Genomic DNA, 17,074 nt, shown 5'->3' on the forward strand with positions numbered 1-17,074 from the left:
AACCTTCGTTGTCACCCTTCTGACCTGCGGTTTTACGGGACCCTGTCGGGGCGGCGGGAGGCGCGGGACCGGCCCGGCCGACGGCAAAAAATCGGCAATCGCGCCCTTGGAACGTACGACGGTGTCAGCGGCGGCCGCGGCGGGCGTTGAGCCGGGCGGCCTGGCGGGTCAGATGGTCCCGCTCGGCGAGGTCGGCCGCCTTCCCGGCCGCCTCGGCGTACAGCCGTGCCGCGGTCGGCAGGTCGCCGTCGCGCTCGTGGAGGTAGGCGGATACCGCGGTGTACCGGGGCAGCGCGGGGTCGAGCGCCGCGAGCGCGGCCAGACCGGCGCGCGGTCCGTCGGCCTCACCCACGGCGACCGCGCGGTTGAGCCGGACCACCGGGCTGTCGGTCAGGCGCGCGAGTTCGTCGTACCACTCGACGATCTGCACCCAGTCGGTCTCCTCGGCGGTGAGCGCGTCCGCGTGCAGGGCGGCGACGGCGGCCTGGGCCTGGAACTCGCCGAGGCGGTCGCGGGCGAGGGCCGCCTGGAGGATCCCGACGCCCTCGGCGATCAGGCGGGTGTCCCAGCGGCTGCGGTCCTGCTCGGCGAGCGGCACCAGACTGCCGTCGGGCGCGGTGCGGGCGGCGCGCCGGGCATGGTGGAGCAGCATGAGGGCGAGCAGTCCGGCCGCCTCGGGGTGGTCGACCCGGGCGGCGAGAAGCCGGGTGAGCCGGATTGCCTCGGCGGCGAGGTCGACGTCACCGGAGTAGCCCTCGTTGAACACGAGGTAGAGCACGCGCAACACGGTGGCGACGTCGCCGGGCTGGTCGAACCGCACGCCGGAGACGGTGCGCTTGGCCCGGCTGATGCGCTGTGCCATGGTCGCCTCCGGCACCAGGTAGGCCTGGGCGATCTGCCGGGTGGTGAGCCCGCCGACGGCGCGCAGGGTGAGCGCGACCGCGGACGACGGGGTCAGGGACGGGTGGGCGCACAGGAAGTAGAGCCGGAGCGTGTCGTCGGCCGCGGACGCCGGCCCGGGCGCGGGTTCCTCGTCGGCGCGTTGCTCGCGCCGGCGGCGGGCGGTGTCCGCCCGGGTCGCGTCGAGGAACCTGCGCCAGGCCACGGTGACCAGCCAGCCCGTGGCGTCCCGCGGCGGGTCTGCCGGCCAGCTCCGGACCGCCTCGACGAGCGCGTCCTGCACGGCGTCCTCGGCCGCCGCGAAGTCGGCTCCGCGGCGGACGAGCATCCCGAGCACGCCCGGGGTGAGGCTCCGGATCAGAGCCTCGTTCATCTCCGAGGTCATTCGGTGACCGTGGGCCGCACGCCGTAGAACGGCCGCAGCTCCAGCCACTCGTGGATCGGCCTGCCGCCGGCCCCGGGGGCGGCCGACAGCTCCCCCGCCAGCTCGACGGCGCGCTCGTAGCTGTCGACGTCGATGATCATCCAGCCGGCGATGAGGTCCTTGGTCTCCGCGAACGGTCCGTCGGTGACCGGCGGGCGCCCCTCACCGCCGTACTGGACGAACGTCCCCTCCGGAGCCAGCGCCTGGCTGTCGACGAACTCGCCGCTCTTCTCCAGCCGCGCCGCGAAGTCGTTCATGTACTGCAGGTGGGCCGAGATCTCCTCGGGCGTCCACTGGTCCATGGGGACGTCGTTGACCGCGGCCGGGGCGCCCCGGTAGTGCTTGAGCAGCAGGTACTTGGCCATGGTGGTTCTCCTCGGTGCTCGTGCGGCCCATTGTGGCCGCGCTCGCCCCTGGGACGGAGCCGACCGCGCGTTCTCTACATCACCGCCGGATCTTTTTTCCGGCTTCCCGCACAGGGCGCTCGCGGCGGGCGCCCGTGGGAGGCGCTCAGCTCCCGCAGAACTCCGCGTCCAGGACCCTGGCCGGGTCGCCCGTCCAGTCGCCGTTGAAGTTCACGGCCAGGGCGTGGCGGCCGTCGGGGGTGGTGGCCGCCGTGGAGGAGGAGCCGTGGATGCCGCCGTCGTGGCCCCAGACGTGCACCCCGCAGGAGAGGGTGTGGTCGATCAGGCCGAGGCCGTAGGCGCTGTTGGGGTCGCCGGGGACGGGGACCGTGGTCTTCATCTCCTTCAGCTGGTGCGCGGGGAGCAGCCGGCCGCGCAGCAGGGCCTGGTAGAAGCGGGTCAGGTCGGCGGAGGTGGAGATGATCTCGCCGGCCGAGGAGGCCATGGAGGGGTTGAGGGCGGTGACGTCGTAGGTGGGGCCGGTGGCGGTCTCCGCCAGTTTCGAGTAGGCGCGGCTGCTCGGGCGCGGGAGGGTGGTGCGGGTGCCGGGGACGGACGTGCCGGTCAGGTGGAGCGGCCCGATCACCCGGTGCGTGATCTCCCAGGCGTACGAGTGGCCCGTCACCGCCTTGATCACCAGGCCGGCCAGGACGTAGTTCGTGTTGGAGTAGGACCAGCTCGTGCCCGGTGCGAAGGCCGGCTCGTGGCGCATCGCGATGTCCACCAGCCCGGCGGGCGTCAGGGTGTCGTAGCGGTGCCGGAAGAAGCCGTCCTTGAGGAAGTACGTACGCCCGAAGTCGTCGTCCGCCGTGTAGTTGAAGATGCCGCTGGTGTGGCGGAGGAGCTGGCGGACGGTGACGCGGCGGCCGTCGTTGCCGTGGCCGCGGACCACGCCGGGCAGCCACTTGTCCACCGTGTCGTCCAGGGACAGGCGGCCCTCCGCCTCCAGTTGGAGCAGGACCGTGGAGACGAAGGTCTTCGTGATGCTGCCGACCCGGTAGCGGTCGGACGCGGCGCGCGGGGCCCCGGTGCGGGTGTCGCCCACCCCGGCCGTCGTGGACCAGGTGCCGCCCGGGCCGCGGACCGTGGCCGTCACCCCGGGCACGCCCGCCGCGACCGCGGCCCGGACCGCCTCGCGGGTGGCGCTGTGCCCGGCGGCGGGTGCCGCCACCGCCGGTGCCAGGAGCGCCGCGGACAGGGCCACCGCCGTGGCCGCCACCAGTGTCGTACGTACGAACATGTCTCTCCCCCAGTCGGATCACCGGTCGGTCACCGGTCGGGTCCACGCGGTCGTCGGACCCGGTCGGGGGAAGGGACACCGCCGTGATCGGCGAGGTTGCCCGGCTGTGGGCCGGTTGGGTGAGTTTCAGCCCTTCTTCAGGACCAGCTCCGTGTTCCGGTCCACGGCGTCGCCGCCCAGGACCTTGCTGGAACCGGGCGCGTTGAAGGCCAGTTCGCGGTACAGGGCGGCGAGGCCGGTCTGGGAGAGGTCGGAGAAGTCCGTGCGGTGCGGGGCCGCCGACTCGATCAGGGTGGTGAAGAGGGAGACCGTGCCGTCCTTGTTGTCCACCAGCTCGACGACCCGGGCCAGCTGCGGGTGGTCCACGTGCGAGGCGGTGGTGATCTCCCAGAAGGAGTTGCCGTTCGAGGCCTTGTGCGGGGTGATGAGGTTGCGGTGGATGTGGCCGTTCACCCAGGCGAGCACGCCCGCGTGCCGGTTGAGGAGGCTGACCAGCTCGGCGCCCGAGTGGCGGCGGTCGCCCGGGCGGGCCGGGTCGGGGCGGGTGTTGGTCATCGTCCGGCTGGTGTGGTGGCTGAAGACGACCGCGTAGGAGTCCTTGTTCTCCCGCAGGGTCTTCTCCAGCCAGGCCAGCTGGGCCCCTCCGATCGATCCGTCGTAGTGGCCGCCGGCGTCCGTCGTGTCGAGGCTGATGCCGATGACGTCGTCGGAGATACGGAAGACGTAGTACTGGGTGCCCGCGGCCAGGTTCGCGGAGGAGTAGCCGTGCCCGACCGGCCCGAGGCCCTGGTGGGCCGGGTCCAGGTGGGCCTTGAGGTAGTCCGACGCCGTGTAGGGGGCGCGCTTGTCGTCCGGTGTCACCGAGCGCATCGAGCGGGCGTGGGCCTTGAGGAAGTCGCGGTAGCCGCTGCCCTTGGGGTCCTGGGCGTTGCGGATGGAGTCCTGGAGCTTCCTGGCCTCGGCGTCGGTCACCGTCATCAGCTTCTTGCCGGCCACCGCGGCCGCGGCCAGGTAGGGATCGGCGTGGGAGCCGAAGCAGCCGAGCGGCAGCGCGTCGTGGTTGCCGACGGTCGAGTACCAGGGGAGGTTGAGGCCGGGGCTGTTCACCTCGCGGATCGCGGCGGCGAGGAAGCCGGCCAGGTGCGGGAAGCCGAGCGCCTTGTCGCCGTCGCGGACGGTGGAGCCCGCCTGCCAGTACATCTTCAGGCCGCTGTTCTGCACGCCCTCGTAGTGCGCGGGGTCGCCGCTGTTGGGGGTGATCCGGCCGCCGCTCATCACCTTCATGAACCACTCCAGCTCGGAGTGGGCGTTGTTGTCGGTGTTGTCGCCGGTCGTCATCACGAAGTGCAGCGGGGAGCCGGTGACCGGGGCGCCGCGCAGCGCGTTCACGCGCTCGACGAGGGAGACCGCCCCGGGCACGGTCAGCGCCTCGTGGGGGCGCCAGGCGTGCGGGTCGTGGGCGCGCAGGTACTCCAGCCGCAGCGGGTGCTGGACGTCCATCAGGTGCAGGTCGGTGAACTGCACGAACGCGGCCAGTGCGGTACGGCGGTCGGCCCGGCCCGACTTGGCCGCGGCCAGGTCGGAGCGGAGCACGCGCGACCAGCCGGTGCCGTCACCGAGCCGGCGGTAGCCGGAACCGGTGCGGGGGGCCGCAACGGAGGCGAGGGTGGTGCCCTTGGTGTAGGGCGCGAGGGGCGCCGCGGCGGCCCGGCGGCCCTCGGCGACCGGCTGCTGCTCCTCGGTGACGGCGGGCGCGGCCTGGCCGGCGGTGGGACGCAGGGCGAGGCCGACGCCGGCGGAGAGCGAGAGGGCTCCGGCGGTGGCGAGCACGGTACGACGGTTGATCTCCAGTGCCTCGCGGCCCTTGTGGGCCGCGGAGGTGGCGACTGAGCGTATGCGCGACATGGCGCGGTCTCCCCGAGTGCGAACGCGTCCGGCAGTGGTCGCGGGCGATCGCTTCCGCGAACTTCCCGCTCACTCTGGATCGTTGGCACCGGGGATGGCCTGCGCGTGAACGTGGCGGCAACGTGCAGCGCCGATCACCGTACGTGGATCAGGTGAGGTGGGGGCCGGTCATGGAGCGGATCGCGGGCGTCCGGGGTCCGGTCACTCCGCGTTCATCTGCCGGGGAAGGGGAGGGTCTCCGGCCCTCACGACCGGCCTGCGGTGCTTACGACTGCTCCTGTGCGAACCGCCCCGCCGCCGGCCGCTCCCGCCACAGCCGCAGGGCGACGTCGACCAGCCGGATGTGCCTCAGGTCCGGTACGGCGTCCAGGTCGTGCCAGGCGGCCATGTCGGTGGAGCCGTTCACCTCGTTGCGCAGTTCGCCGCCGGCGATCTCGCCGCTGTAGACGATCCGCACGTGGTGGTGGTCGGTGACGCGGGCCAGCAGACTCTCCCGGACGAAGCGGTGGTGGCGGGAGTCGATGCCCAGCAGCCCGGTCACCTCGATGCGGTAGCCGGTCTCCTCCAACAGCTCGCGGCGGACCGTGTCGTAGGGGTCCTCGCCGTGTTCCATGCCGCCGCCGGGCAGGACCCACTCGGGCGTGCCGTCGTCGGCGGGCGACCGGGCGAGCAGGACCTGTCCGTCACGGACGCACACGGCGTAGGCCGCCACCCTCAGCTTCTCGCGCACATCCGCACGGTAGGCCCCGCGGGAGTCCGCGGCCAACGGGATTTCCTTTCACAGCAAGGACGCAGATAGGGGGTTTTCCCCATACGTTCATATCGATTCGGTCAACGATCCCAAAAGACCATTCCCTTGGGGAAAGCTGTGCGCCTGCGTGCTGGTTCTTGACCAGGTTCCGGCCGTTCCATGCTCGTTCCTTTACCTCAAGGGATGCAGATGACCCTCAGCCCCCAGCACGACCCGATACCGGGCCACAGACGCCTGGGCCGGATGGCCGTCGCCGTCGGTGTCGTGGCCGCGCTCTCCGCCGCCGGGCCGATACCCCTGGCGGCCGCCGCGGCCCAGGCCCCGGCCGCCGCCACCGCGGACGCCAAGCCGGCCCACGACAAGCTCGGTTCGGACGACGCCGAACTGCTCGCCGAGGCCAAGGCCGACGGCACCAAGAACGTCACGATGATGATCGCGACCGCCCCGGGGCAGACCGAGCAGGTCGCCCGGGAGCTGGACGGCGTCAAGGGCGGCTCGGTGGGCCGTACGTACGACGAGCTCGGCTATGTGCGGGCCACCGTCCCCACCGGCCGGGCGGACTCGGCGATCGACGCCGCCGCGAAGCTGTCCTCGGTGCACGCGATCGATCTGCGCCAGGAGATCCGGCTCGACGACCCGGCGGTGTCGGACACCGCCAAGCCGGCCGAGTCCGCCAGGGCCGCGAAGACCTACCCGGCGCCGGGGAGGAACACCCCCGCCGCGAACCCGTACAACCCCTCCTTCGAGACCGGCGCCGTCGACTTCGTCGAGGCCCACCCGAAGGCGGACGGCCGGGGCGTCACGATCGGCATCCTGGACTCCGGCGTGGACCTCGGCCACCCGGCGCTGCAGAAGACCACCACGGGCGAGCGGAAGATCGTCGACTGGGTGACCTCGACCGACCCGATCGTCGACAGCGACCAGACCTGGCGGCCCATGGTCACGGCCGTGTCCGGGCCGAGTTTCAGCTACGGCGGCCAGACCTGGGCGGCGCCGGCCGGGTCGTACGGGATCAGCACGTTCAAGGAGTCGTACACCACGGGTGGCGACGCGGCCGGTGACGCCAACCGGGACGGGGACACCACCGACAGCTGGGGCGTGCTCTACGACCCGGCGGCCGGCAAGGTCACCGTCGACCTGAACAACAACCACGACTTCTCCGACGACACGCCGATGAAGCCGTACAAGGACGGCTACCAGGTCGGCTACTTCGGCACCGACAACCCGGCGACCGACGTCGTCGAGCGGCAGCCGTTCGTCGTACAGATCCGCAAGGACGTCCCGATGGACCCGTACGGCGGGGACTGGGTCGGCAAGACGGCCGACTTCGTCAACATCGGGGTCATCGAGTCCGAGCACGGCACCCACGTCGCCGGCATCACCGCCGCCAACGGGCTGTTCGGCGGCAGGATGACCGGCGCGGCTCCGGGCGCGAAGATCGTCTCCTCCCGGGCCTGCACCTGGACCGGCGGCTGCACCAACGTCGCGCTCACCGAGGGCATGATCGACCTGGTCGCCAACCGGGGCGTCGACATCGTCAACATGTCGATCGGCGGTCTGCCGGCGCTGAACGACGGCAACAACGCGCGCGCCGAGCTGTACACCCGGCTCATCGACACCTACGGCGTGCAGCTGGTGATCTCCGCGGGCAACTCCGGCCCGGGCACGAACACCATCGGTGACCCGGGACTCGCCGACAAGGTCATCTCGGTCGGCGCGGGCATCTCCAGGGACACCTGGGCCGCCAACTACGGCTCCCAGGTGACGACGAAGTACCAGCTGCTGCCCTTCTCCTCGCGCGGTCCGCGGGAGGACGGCGGCTTCGCGCCGACGCTGGTCGCCCCCGGTGCCGCGATCAACACCACCCAGACCTGGCTGCCGGGCTCCCCGGTCGCCGAGGCGGGCTACTCGCTGCCGGCCGGCTACTCCATGCTCCAGGGCACCTCGATGGCCTCCCCGCAGGCCGCGGGAGCCTCCGCCCTGCTGCTGTCGGCGGCGAAGGAGAAGCACATCAGCCTCTCCCCCGCCGACCTGCGCACGGCGCTGACCTCGACCGCCCACCACATCAAGGACGTGCAGGCCTACGAGGAGGGCGCGGGCCGCATCGACATCGTCGACGCGTGGGACGCCATCCGCGACCACGCCACCGCGCACGACTACACCGTCAAGGCGCCCGTCGACACCGCGATCGACTACGCGCTGAAGACCCCGGGCTTCGGCACCGGCCTGTACGACCGCGAGGGCGGCCTGAAGGCCGGGCAGAAGAAGACCTACGACGTCACGATCACCCGGACCTCGGGCCCGGACAAGGCGGTCCGGCACGAGCTGCGCTTGGAGAACAACGCCGGGCACACCTTCAAGGTCCTCGGCGACGACGAGGTGAGGCTGCCGCTGAACCAGCCGGTGACGGTCAAGGTGCAGGCGCGGGCGAAGAGTTCGGGCATCAGGTCGGCGATCCTGGAGGTCGACGACCCGAGGACCGAGGGCGTGGACAAGCAGATCCTGACGACGGTCGTGGTGTCGGCCCCCGTCCACTACACCTGGGCCGCGTCCGGTTCGGTGCAGCGCAACAGCTCCACGTCGTACTTCGTGACCGTGCCCGAGGGCGCCAGGTCGCTTGAGGTCGCGATGAGCGGGCTGGCCGCCAAGAGCCAGACGCGGTTCATCTCCATCCACCCCTACGGCGTCCCGGTCGAGGACACCGGCACCCCGTACTGCTACAACAACTACCTCGACGGCAACGGCTGCAAGCCCGACGTCCGTTCGTACCCCGACCCGCAGGCGGGGGTCTGGGAGATCGAGGTGGAGGCGCGCCGTACCTCGCCGCTGCTCGACAACCCGTACAAGCTGGGCGTCACCGTGCTCGGCGCGGCCTTCGACCCGGAGACCGTGACCCTGCCCGAGGCGAAGGCCGGCGTCCCGGTCAGCGCCTCCTGGAAGGTGACCAACGAGTTCGCCGCGCTCGACGGCAAGCTGGTCGGCGGTCCGCTCGGCTCCTCGAAGACGGCCCGTTCCTCGATCAAGGAGGGCGAGGTCCAGTCCACCACGGTGACCGTGCCGGCGGGCGCGCAGTCGCTGGACGTGGCCATCGGCGGCGTCTCCGACGCGGCCGCCGACCTGGACCTGACCGTGTACGACGCGTCCGGCAAGCAGGTCGCCCAGTCCGCCGACGGCGACTCGGAGGAGGCGGTCTCCATCGCCTCGCCGGCCGCCGGCACGTACACCGTCCAGGTCGCCGGCTACTCGGTCCCCTCGGGTGCCACCGACTACGACTACCGGGACGTGTTCTTCTCCGCCGCGCTCGGCGCGGTCACGGTCGACGGGTCGGCGCCGGTCAAGCTCGGCACGGGCGGATCGGCCACGGTGACCGGCCAGGTCACGGCGGCCACGGCGGCCCCCGAGGGACGTGAGTTCTTCGGCCGGGTCCAGCTGGTCAACGCACGTGGCACGGTCGCGGGCATCGGCAGCGTGAAGATCGAGAAGGTCGTTCCGTAAGGGACACCGGAACGGAGGCGGGCGTCCCGAGGGGCGCCCGCCTCTTTCTTCACGCGCCCGGGCAGGTCGCCGTCCGGGACTCGGGCAGGTCACGGACGATCCAGGCGCGCTCCGGCGCGATCGCGGCCTCGCCGACGGCGTACAGGTCGGCCACGGACCGGCCGCGGGTGACGCCGACCAGCAGCCGGACCCCGGCGCGGATCCGGGCATCGGACTCGACGAGGACGTCGACCTCCGCGGCCGTCCTCGCCGGTTTGTAGGCGTGGGTCACGCGCAGGGTGACGCGTTCCCTGCCGGCGTCCGGGAGCTGTCGGACCCCGGTGACGGTGCCCTCGGCCACGAGCCGGGCGCAGGCCAGGTAGCCGGGGCCGGCGGCGGACTCCTGGGCCGGGACGCTCCCGGCCGCCTTGTCGGAGCTGCTGCGGTTGTCGGACTCCGACCCGCTCGGACCGTGCGCCGCCAGCCAGCCGAAACCGAGCACGACCGAGGCGAACGCGGCGGCGAAGGCGCCGGCGAGCGCGAGGGCCCGGACCCTGGGACGCCGCCGGGGAGCGGGCCGGGGCGCCGGCTCCCGCTCCGGCCGGGGAGCGGGGCCGGGCGCCGGCTCCCGCTCCGGCCGGGATCCGGCGAGCGCGTCACCGATGACGCCCAGCCGCTCCCGCAGGACCGCGACGTCGGCGGCGGCGGCCCGGTGCTCGGTCATGAAGCCCGGGTCGGCACGCTGCCGGTCGGAGAGCGGCTCGTCCAGCAGAACGGCGAGCAGCGCGTCGGCGCCGTGGGCGGCACCACCGTCGGCACCACCGAGGAACCCGTCCCGCACCTCGCCCTCGGCGTCGTGGCCGTCGTGTTCGGCGGGCATGGTCACACCACCTCGTCCTCGTGCAGGCGGGCGCGCAGGGCACGTACCGCCGTGTGCAGCCGGCTCTTGACCGTGCCCTCGGGGATGCCGAGTTCCTCGGCTATGCCGCGCACCGGCAGGTCGGCGTAGAAGCGCAGGACGACGACCTGGCGCTGGGCGTCCGGCAGCTCGTCCAGGCCGCGGGCGACGGCGACGGAGAGCACGCTGCTGTCCTCGCCCGAGGTGTGGTCGGGGACGCGCAGGGCGGCCAGGCGTTCGCCGAGGCGTTCCTGGCGGCGCTTGGCGCGGTGCCAGTCCATGGCGAGGTTGGAGGCGACCACCGCCGCCCACGCCGAGACGTCCCGCGGTGCCTCCCGCCCGCTCGCGGCCCGCTCCAGCAGCCGCAGGCGGACCTGCTGCACCCCGTCCAGCAGGTCGACCTGCGGTACGCCGCCCAGCGCGAGCACCGCCCGGACCCGGCGCTCCTGGTCCGCGTCCAGGGGATCACCATGCTGGTCCCCCTGGGCCCGGCGGGCCTTTCTGCGCAGCACAACCCACCCCCCTCACCGCGTTTCCCCTACGACGCCGCAGCTCCCCGAAACGTTCGGACGGCTCCGGGAAATCTTTCCCGAGGCGTATGTCACACCGGCGCGCCAGGCAGCACAGCTTGCGGCGCGGGCGCGGCACGGAGGCAATTTATGCAGCTCAGTGCCGGTGCCGACGAGAGTTCCGCCGACCGTGCGGTCCACTCCTCGGGCATGGCGGGCAAAGAATTGGACAGGCTGACCCGGGTCGGCCGCATGATGGAAAGGCCGTAGACACACGTCACCACAGGCAGAGGGAGTCACCGTGAGGGTCGGAATCGTCGGAGCCACCGGTCAGGTCGGCACGGTCATGCGCAGGATCCTCACGGAACGCGACTTCCCCGTCACCGGGCTGCGCCTGTTCGCCTCGGCCCGTTCTGCCGGGACGGTGCTGGACGGCGTGACCGTGGAGAACGCGGCGACCGCCGACTACACGGGCCTGGACATCGTGCTGTTCTCGGCGGGCGGATCCACCTCCCGGGCGCTCGCCGGGAAGGTCGCGGCGCAGGGTGCCGTCGTCATCGACAACTCCTCCGCCTGGCGCAAGGACCCCGCGGTCCCGCTGGTCGTCTCCGAGGTCAACCCGCACGCGATCGCCGACCGCCCCAAGGGCATCATCGCCAACCCGAACTGCACCACGATGGCCGCGATGCCGGTCCTGAAGGTGCTGGACGCGGAGGCGGGCCTCGAAGCGGTCGTCGCCACCACCTACCAGGCGGTCTCCGGCTCCGGTCTGGCGGGCGTCGCCGAGCTGCACGGGCAGGTGCAGAAGGTCGCCGCCGACGCCGACAAGCTCACCCACGACGGCGCGGCCGTCGACTTCCCCGAGCCGCAGGTCTACAAGCGGCCCATCGCCTTCAACGTGCTCCCCTTCGCCGGCAACCTCGTCGACGACGGTCTCAACGAGACCGACGAGGAGCAGAAGCTGCGCCACGAGTCCCGCAAGATCCTCGAACTCCCGGCGCTCAAGGTCTCCGGCACCTGCGTGCGCGTCCCGGTGTTCTCCGGCCACTCCCTCCAGGTCAACGCCCGGTTCGCCCGCCCGATCAGCCCGCAGCGCGCCACCGAGCTGCTCGCGGACGCCCCGGGCGTCGAGCTCTCCGACATCCCGACCCCGCTGCAGGCGGCCGGCCAGGACGCGTCGTACGTCGGCCGGATCCGTCGCGACGAGACGGTCGACAACGGGATCGCGCTGTTCATCTCCAACGACAACCTCCGCAAGGGGGCCGCGCTGAACGCGGTGCAGATCGCCGAGCTGGTGGCGGCGGAGCTGTCGGCCTAGGCGCCGTCCGCCTCAGGGGGTGCCGCCTTCTGCCGCGGGGCGGGTGCGGCGCCGTCCCGGCCGGCCGCGCCCGCGGCGGAGCCGCATATCGGCACGGTCCCGCGCCCCTGGACGGGGCGCTGTCGCTCACGCACCTCGTCCAGGGGAGGGACACCACACATGAGCAACACCCAGCCGTCCTGTGCCGCATCGCGTGTTCTCGACGGCAAGGTCGTCATGATCACCGGTGCTTCCAGCGGGATCGGGGCGGCCGCCGCGCGGCTGTTCGCACGGGAGGGTGCGGCCGTCGTGCTGACGGCGCGGCGGGAGGAGCGGCTGCGCGCGCTGGCCGAGGAGATCACCGCCGACGGGGGCCGGGCGCTGGCCGTACCGGCGGACGTGGCCTCGGCCGCGGAGGTGGAGGAGGTCGTCCGTACGGCGGTCGCCGCCTTCGGCCGCCTGGACTGCGCCTTCAACAACGCCGGGTTCGGCACCGCCGGGACCGAGCTGCACGAGACCGGCCAGGACGTCTACGAGCAGACCATGGACGTCAACGTGCGCGGGGTCTGGAACTGTCTGCGCTCCCAGATCCCCGAGATGCTCGGGTCCGGCGGCGGCACGATCGTCAACACGTCGAGTGTCGCGGGACAGCGGGCGACGGGGGCGTCGGCCGCGTACGTGGCCGCCAAGCACGCCGTCCTCGGGCTCACCAGGGCCGCCGCGGCCGAGTACGCGCAGCGCGGCATCCGGGTCAACGCGCTGGTCGTGGGCAGTACCCGCACCGAGATGATGGACCGGGCGGTGCGCACGCTGCCGGAGCTGCGGGAGCGGTTCGAGGGCGAGACCCTCCAGAAGCGGATGGCCGGCCCCGCCGAGGTCGCGGAGGCCGCGCTGTGGCTGTGCAGCGACCGCTCCTCCTTCGTGACCGGCGCGGCGATGCCGGTCGACGGCGGTACGACGGCCGCCTGACATCCCGTGTCCGGGAGATCTCTGGGATTTTCCTCGTCGCCCGGGGCCGGGCCGCCGTGGAAGGATGGCGCAACCCACACATAACGAGGAGATGACCGCGTGCCTGGCACAAACCTGACTCGCGAAGAGGCACAGCAGCGGGCGAAGCTGCTCACCGTTGACTCGTACGAGATCGATCTCGACCTCTCCGGAGCGCAGGAGGGCGGTACCTACCGGTCCGTGACCACGGTGCGCTTCGACGTCGCCGAAGCAGGCGCCGCTTCCTTCATCGACCTGGTGGCCCCGGCGGTCCACGAGGTCACCCTGAACGGCGACCCGCTGGATGCCGCCGAGGTCTTCGAGGACTCCCGGATCGCCCTGCCGGACCTGCTGGCCGGCCGCAACGTCCTGCGGGTCGTGGCCGACTGCGCCTACACCAACACGGGCGAGGGTCTGCACCGGTTCGTCGACCCGGTCGACGAGCAGGCCTACCTGTACACCCAGTTCGAGGTGCCGGACGCCCGCCGGGTCTTCGCCTCCTTCGAGCAGCCGGACCTCAAGGCGACCTTCCAGTTCACGGTGAAGGCGCCGGCCGGCTGGACCGTCATCTCGAACTCGCCGACGCCCGAGCCCAAGGACGACGTCTGGGTCTTCGAGCCGACGCCCCGCATCTCGTCGTACATCACCGCGCTGATCGTCGGCCCGTACCACTCCGTGCACAGCGTGTACGAGAAGGACGGCCAGTCGGTGCCGCTGGGCATCTACTGCCGGCCCTCGCTCGCCGAGTTCCTCGACTCGGACGCGATCTTCGAGGTGACGCGGCAGGGCTTCGACTGGTTCCAGGAGAAGTTCGACTACGCGTACCCGTTCAAGAAGTACGACCAGCTGTTCGTGCCGGAGTTCAACGCGGGCGCGATGGAGAACGCGGGCGCGGTGACCATCCGCGACCAGTACGTCTTCCGGTCCAAGGTGACCGACGCGGCGTACGAGACGCGCGCCGAGACGATCCTGCACGAGCTGGCCCACATGTGGTTCGGCGACCTGGTCACCATGGAGTGGTGGAACGACCTGTGGCTGAACGAGTCGTTCGCCACCTACACCTCCATCGCCTGCCAGGCGTACGCGCCCGGCTCGCGCTGGCCGCACTCGTGGACGACGTTCGCCAACTCCATGAAGACCTGGGCGTACCGGCAGGACCAGCTGCCCTCCACGCACCCGATCATGGCCGAGATCCGCGACCTGGACGACGTCCTCGTCAACTTCGACGGCATCACCTACGCCAAGGGCGCGTCCGTCCTGAAGCAGCTCGTCGCCTACGTCGGCATGGACGAGTTCTTCACGGGCGTACAGGCGTACTTCAAGCGGCACGCGTTCGGCAACACGCGCCTGTCCGACCTGCTGGGCGCCCTGGAGGAGACCTCCGGGCGTGACCTGAGCACCTGGTCGAAGAAGTGGCTGCAGACCGCCGGGATCAACATCCTGCGCCCGGAGGTCGAGACCGACGGCGATGGTGTCATCACCTCCTTCGCGATCCGCCAGGAGGCCCCGGCGCTGCCCGCCGGCGCCAAGGGCGAGCCGGTCCTGCGTCCGCACCGCATCGCGATCGGCCTGTACGACCTGGACGAGGCGTCCGGCAAGCTGGTGCGCACCGACCGGATCGAGCTGGACGTGGACGGCGAGCTGACCGCCGTACCGGAGCTGACCGGCCGCCGCCGTCCCGCGGTGTTCCTGCTCAACGACGACGACCTGTCGTACGCGAAGGTCCGGCTGGACGAGCGGTCGCTGCACGTCGTGACGGAGCACCTGGGCGACTTCGAGGCCTCCCTGCCCCGCGCGCTGTGCTGGGCGTCGGCCTGGGACATGACCCGCGACGCCGAACTGCCGGCCCGTGAGTACCTGGCCCTGGTGCTGGCGGGCATCGGCAAGGAGTCCGACATCGGTGTCGTGCAGTCGCTGCACCGCCAGGTGAAGCTGGCCGTCGAGCTGTACGCCGACCCGACCGCCCGCGAGGCGCTGCTCACCCGCTGGACCGACGCCACCCTGGCCCACCTGCGGTCGGCCGCCCCGGCGAGCGACCACCAGCTGGCCTGGGCACGGGCGTTCGCGGCCACCGCCCGCACCCCGGAGCAGCTGGACCTGCTGGACAGCCTGCTGGAGGGCACCCACACCATCGAGGGCCTGGCCGTGGACACCGACCTGCGCTGGGCGTTCGTGGAGCGGCTGGCGGCGGTCGGCCGGTTCGACGAGGCGGAGATCGCGGGCGAGTACGAGCGGGACAGGACGGCCGCCGGCGAGCGCCACGCGGCCACCGCCCGTGCCGCGCGGCCGACCGAGGAGGCCAAGGCCGAGGCGTGGGCGTCGGTCATCGAGTCCGACAAGCTGCCGAACGCCGTGCAGGAGGCGGTGATCGGCGGCTTCGTCCAGATGGACCAGCGTGAACTGCTGGCGCCGTACACGGACCGGTACTTCGAGATCCTGAAGTCGGTGTGGGACACCCGCTCCCACGAGATCGCCCAGCAGATCGCGGTCGGCCTCTACCCGGCCCTCCAGGTCTCCGAGGAGACCGTCACCAAGACGGATGCCTGGCTGGCCGCGGCCCAGCCGAACGCGGCCCTGGCCCGTCTCGTCTCGGAGTCCCGCGCGGGCGTCGAGCGCGCCCTGCGGGCGCAGGAGGCGGACGCCGCGGCCCAGTAGCGGCCGTCGTCACGACGGAGGGGGCGCCGGCGGACCGGCGCCCCCTTCCTCATGCGCACAACCGTGCGGCGAGATCCAGCATCGTCCGCACGTGCAGTCCGGTCTGCGCGGACACCGGGATCCAGCGCGGCTCGCAGGCCTTGTCCAGCTCCCGGCACCATTCGCGCACCAGGTCCGCGAGCGCGTCGGCGGTCGCGGGCTCGGTGCGGGCCAGCGCCCGGTGGGCCATGGCCGCCACCCGCAGCGGGATACGGCGGGCGGAGACCCCTAGGGTCGCGAAGTGGCCCCGGGAACCCGCGTGTTCCTCCTCGGCCCAGCCGGCCGCGAGCGACGGCGCGACCCGCAGCAGCTCATCGGCGGCGGTGTGCAGGGGCCGCAGATCGTCCGGTACCGCACCGGCCGGGACCGGCTCCAGCAGGGCGGCGAGCTCCCGGGTCCGGGCCAGCAGCAGGTCGCGGGCCCGGCCGACGGCGCGCCGCGGGTCGGGGGCGGCCCGGGAGTCGCTCACCGCGGGCACCGCCCAGGCCGGTGCCTCGACGAGGGCGGTGAGGGTGCCGTGGCACCGCGGGTGGAGCCAGGTGCTCTCGGCGACGAAGCCGCTCGGGTCGCGTTCGCTGCCGCTGCTCGCCGGCGGCAGCCGCAGGACGCCGGGCGGGTCCGGACGCCAGTCCGGACCGTCGCAGGGGTGGTCGTCGAGCGGGATCCGCAGCCGGGCGGCGATCTCCCGGAACGCGCGGGCGGCACCCGGAACCTCCCGGGTCTGCATGGTGAAGGCGCCGCCGAACTCGATGCCGTGCAGGGTGAACTGGACCGCAGGACGCAGTTCGTCGAGCAGCCGCACCAGCGCGGCGGACTCGGGCAGCGGTTCCCGTCCGGTGTCCGAGGCGGGCAGCGACTCGGGCTGGCAGGAGAACTCGGGCCGGTAGAAGTGCCGGTGGCACTCCTCCAGGGACGGGTCGGGTTCCTCGGGCTGCCAGCCGTGCGCGAGGCGGGCGCCGTCCGGGTCGAGACAGAGCAGCAGGTGCCAGGTGCAGTCGAGGCGGCGGAGCAGCTCGGGCCGGTGGGCGAGGAGACGGGCGAGCCGGAGCGCGGAGGCGCCCCCCACGGGTTCGTTGGCGTGCGCGCCCGCGACCGTCAGCAGCTGCCGTTTGCCGTGCCCGGCGGACAGCAGCCACAGGGGCCGGCCGGCCCGGCTCTCCCCGGCCGCCCGCAGCCGCAGCGTCCCGGGCGCGAGAGCGACCAGCGTGCGAGCCCGCCGCTCCAGCTCGCCGACGCCCGGGTAGAGCGGGCGCCGCAACGGCGGAGTCCGCACGCGGGCCTCTCCCGTCAAGCGCCCTGAGAGTTGCTGTCCCCGGTGGTCTCCTTCTTGTCCAACGGGCGGATCTCGATCTTGGTCGTCACGTCAACTCCCCTTGTCGATACGGACGTTGGGCGACCCCCATGGGAACTCCGGGCGCAACGGCTGTCAAGGGCGCAGCCGGGTCCCCGCGCTCCCCATCACCTAGGCGGAGTTGAGTACCCGTGCTCACGTCCAGGGTGTCCGTGCGTTGCGAGTATCGGTGCAACGGCGGGGCACGGAGCGCCGGTTCGCCCGGCCGAGCCGGTCGGATTCGGCCGGAGTCAGCCGGAC

General features: G+C 72.4%; 12 protein-coding genes. 4 read left to right on the forward strand and 8 right to left on the reverse strand.

Annotated features, from left to right (window positions below):
• Positions 1-124: 124 nt before the first annotated feature.
• From ACFXI4_RS36130 to ACFXI4_RS36150, 5 genes are all read right to left on the reverse strand, one after another.
• Positions 125-1,273 (reverse strand): RNA polymerase sigma factor, encoded by a 1,149-nt coding sequence (locus tag ACFXI4_RS36130; protein WP_384999382.1) that lies wholly within the window; start codon positions 1,271-1,273, stop codon positions 125-127.
• A gap of 8 nt (positions 1,274-1,281) precedes the next feature.
• Positions 1,282-1,689 carry a YciI family protein gene (locus tag ACFXI4_RS36135; RefSeq protein WP_362731936.1) on the reverse strand — a complete coding sequence of 136 codons (408 nt, stop codon included), beginning with the start codon at positions 1,687-1,689 and terminating at the stop codon, positions 1,282-1,284.
• A gap of 145 nt (positions 1,690-1,834) precedes the next feature.
• Positions 1,835-2,968, reverse strand: a complete 1,134-nt coding sequence (locus tag ACFXI4_RS36140; RefSeq protein WP_384999290.1) for a serine hydrolase domain-containing protein — start codon at positions 2,966-2,968, stop codon at positions 1,835-1,837.
• A 126-nt stretch (positions 2,969-3,094) separates the two neighbouring features.
• Positions 3,095-4,873 (reverse strand): TIGR03767 family metallophosphoesterase, encoded by a 1,779-nt coding sequence (locus tag ACFXI4_RS36145; protein ID WP_384999293.1) that lies wholly within the window; start codon positions 4,871-4,873, stop codon positions 3,095-3,097.
• Positions 4,874-5,138: 265 nt separating this feature from the next.
• Positions 5,139-5,603 (reverse strand): NUDIX hydrolase, encoded by a 465-nt coding sequence (locus tag ACFXI4_RS36150; RefSeq protein WP_384999295.1) that lies wholly within the window; start codon positions 5,601-5,603, stop codon positions 5,139-5,141.
• 210 nt (positions 5,604-5,813) lie between these two features.
• Here ACFXI4_RS36150 and ACFXI4_RS36155 point away from each other — a divergent pair, with 210 nt between their 5' ends.
• Complete coding sequence (locus ACFXI4_RS36155; protein WP_384999298.1) at positions 5,814-9,119, forward strand: S8 family serine peptidase; 3,306 nt, start codon at positions 5,814-5,816, stop codon at positions 9,117-9,119.
• A 49-nt stretch (positions 9,120-9,168) separates the two neighbouring features.
• Here the strand turns inward: ACFXI4_RS36155 and ACFXI4_RS36160 are convergent, their stop codons facing one another.
• Together ACFXI4_RS36160 and ACFXI4_RS36165 are read right to left on the reverse strand one after the other, a co-directional pair.
• Positions 9,169-9,978 carry a hypothetical protein gene (locus ACFXI4_RS36160; RefSeq protein ID WP_384999301.1) on the reverse strand — a complete coding sequence of 270 codons (810 nt, stop codon included), beginning with the start codon at positions 9,976-9,978 and terminating at the stop codon, positions 9,169-9,171.
• Between the two features lie 2 nt (positions 9,979-9,980).
• The gene (locus ACFXI4_RS36165) at positions 9,981-10,508 is read right to left on the reverse strand and encodes a sigma-70 family RNA polymerase sigma factor (protein WP_362731267.1); all 528 of its coding nucleotides are present in this window, start codon (positions 10,506-10,508) and stop codon (positions 9,981-9,983) included.
• A 298-nt stretch (positions 10,509-10,806) separates the two neighbouring features.
• On the opposite strand from ACFXI4_RS36165, the gene ACFXI4_RS36170 reads away from it, so the two are divergent.
• The 3 genes from ACFXI4_RS36170 to pepN all read left to right on the forward strand — a co-directional run bounded on the left by ACFXI4_RS36170 (position 10,807) and on the right by pepN (position 15,444).
• Positions 10,807-11,823, forward strand: coding sequence for an aspartate-semialdehyde dehydrogenase (locus ACFXI4_RS36170; RefSeq protein WP_384999304.1), 1,017 nt, complete (start codon positions 10,807-10,809; stop codon positions 11,821-11,823).
• A 159-nt stretch (positions 11,824-11,982) separates the two neighbouring features.
• Positions 11,983-12,771 carry a glucose 1-dehydrogenase gene (locus ACFXI4_RS36175; RefSeq protein ID WP_362729243.1) on the forward strand — a complete coding sequence of 263 codons (789 nt, stop codon included), beginning with the start codon at positions 11,983-11,985 and terminating at the stop codon, positions 12,769-12,771.
• Positions 12,772-12,870: 99 nt separating this feature from the next.
• The gene (gene pepN / locus ACFXI4_RS36180; protein WP_384999307.1) at positions 12,871-15,444 is read left to right on the forward strand and encodes an aminopeptidase N; all 2,574 of its coding nucleotides are present in this window, start codon (positions 12,871-12,873) and stop codon (positions 15,442-15,444) included.
• A 49-nt stretch (positions 15,445-15,493) separates the two neighbouring features.
• Here the strand turns inward: pepN and ACFXI4_RS36185 are convergent, their stop codons facing one another.
• Positions 15,494-16,756, reverse strand: coding sequence for a M14 family zinc carboxypeptidase (locus ACFXI4_RS36185; protein ID WP_384999310.1), 1,263 nt, complete (start codon positions 16,754-16,756; stop codon positions 15,494-15,496).
• Positions 16,757-17,074 lie beyond the last annotated feature (318 nt).

It is taken from the genome of Streptomyces sp. NPDC059224, from assembly GCF_042754285.1.
Lineage (GTDB): Bacteria > Actinomycetota > Actinomycetes > Streptomycetales > Streptomycetaceae > Streptomyces.

Bases quoted from the DNA above. Each gene is read 5' to 3' on its own strand.
- ACFXI4_RS36130 (WP_384999382.1), bottom strand. From the start codon at position 1,273: ATGAACGAGGCTCTGATCCGGAGCCTCACCCCGGGCGTGCTCGGGATG.
- ACFXI4_RS36135 (WP_362731936.1), bottom strand. From the start codon at position 1,689: ATGGCCAAGTACCTGCTGCTCAAGCACTACCGGGGCGCCCCGGCCGCG.
- ACFXI4_RS36140 (WP_384999290.1), bottom strand. From the start codon at position 2,968: ATGTTCGTACGTACGACACTGGTGGCGGCCACGGCGGTGGCCCTGTCC.
- ACFXI4_RS36145 (WP_384999293.1), bottom strand. From the start codon at position 4,873: ATGTCGCGCATACGCTCAGTCGCCACCTCCGCGGCCCACAAGGGCCGC.
- ACFXI4_RS36155 (WP_384999298.1), top strand. From the start codon at position 5,814: ATGACCCTCAGCCCCCAGCACGACCCGATACCGGGCCACAGACGCCTG.
- ACFXI4_RS36160 (WP_384999301.1), bottom strand. From the start codon at position 9,978: ATGCCCGCCGAACACGACGGCCACGACGCCGAGGGCGAGGTGCGGGAC.
- ACFXI4_RS36175 (WP_362729243.1), top strand. From the start codon at position 11,983: ATGAGCAACACCCAGCCGTCCTGTGCCGCATCGCGTGTTCTCGACGGC.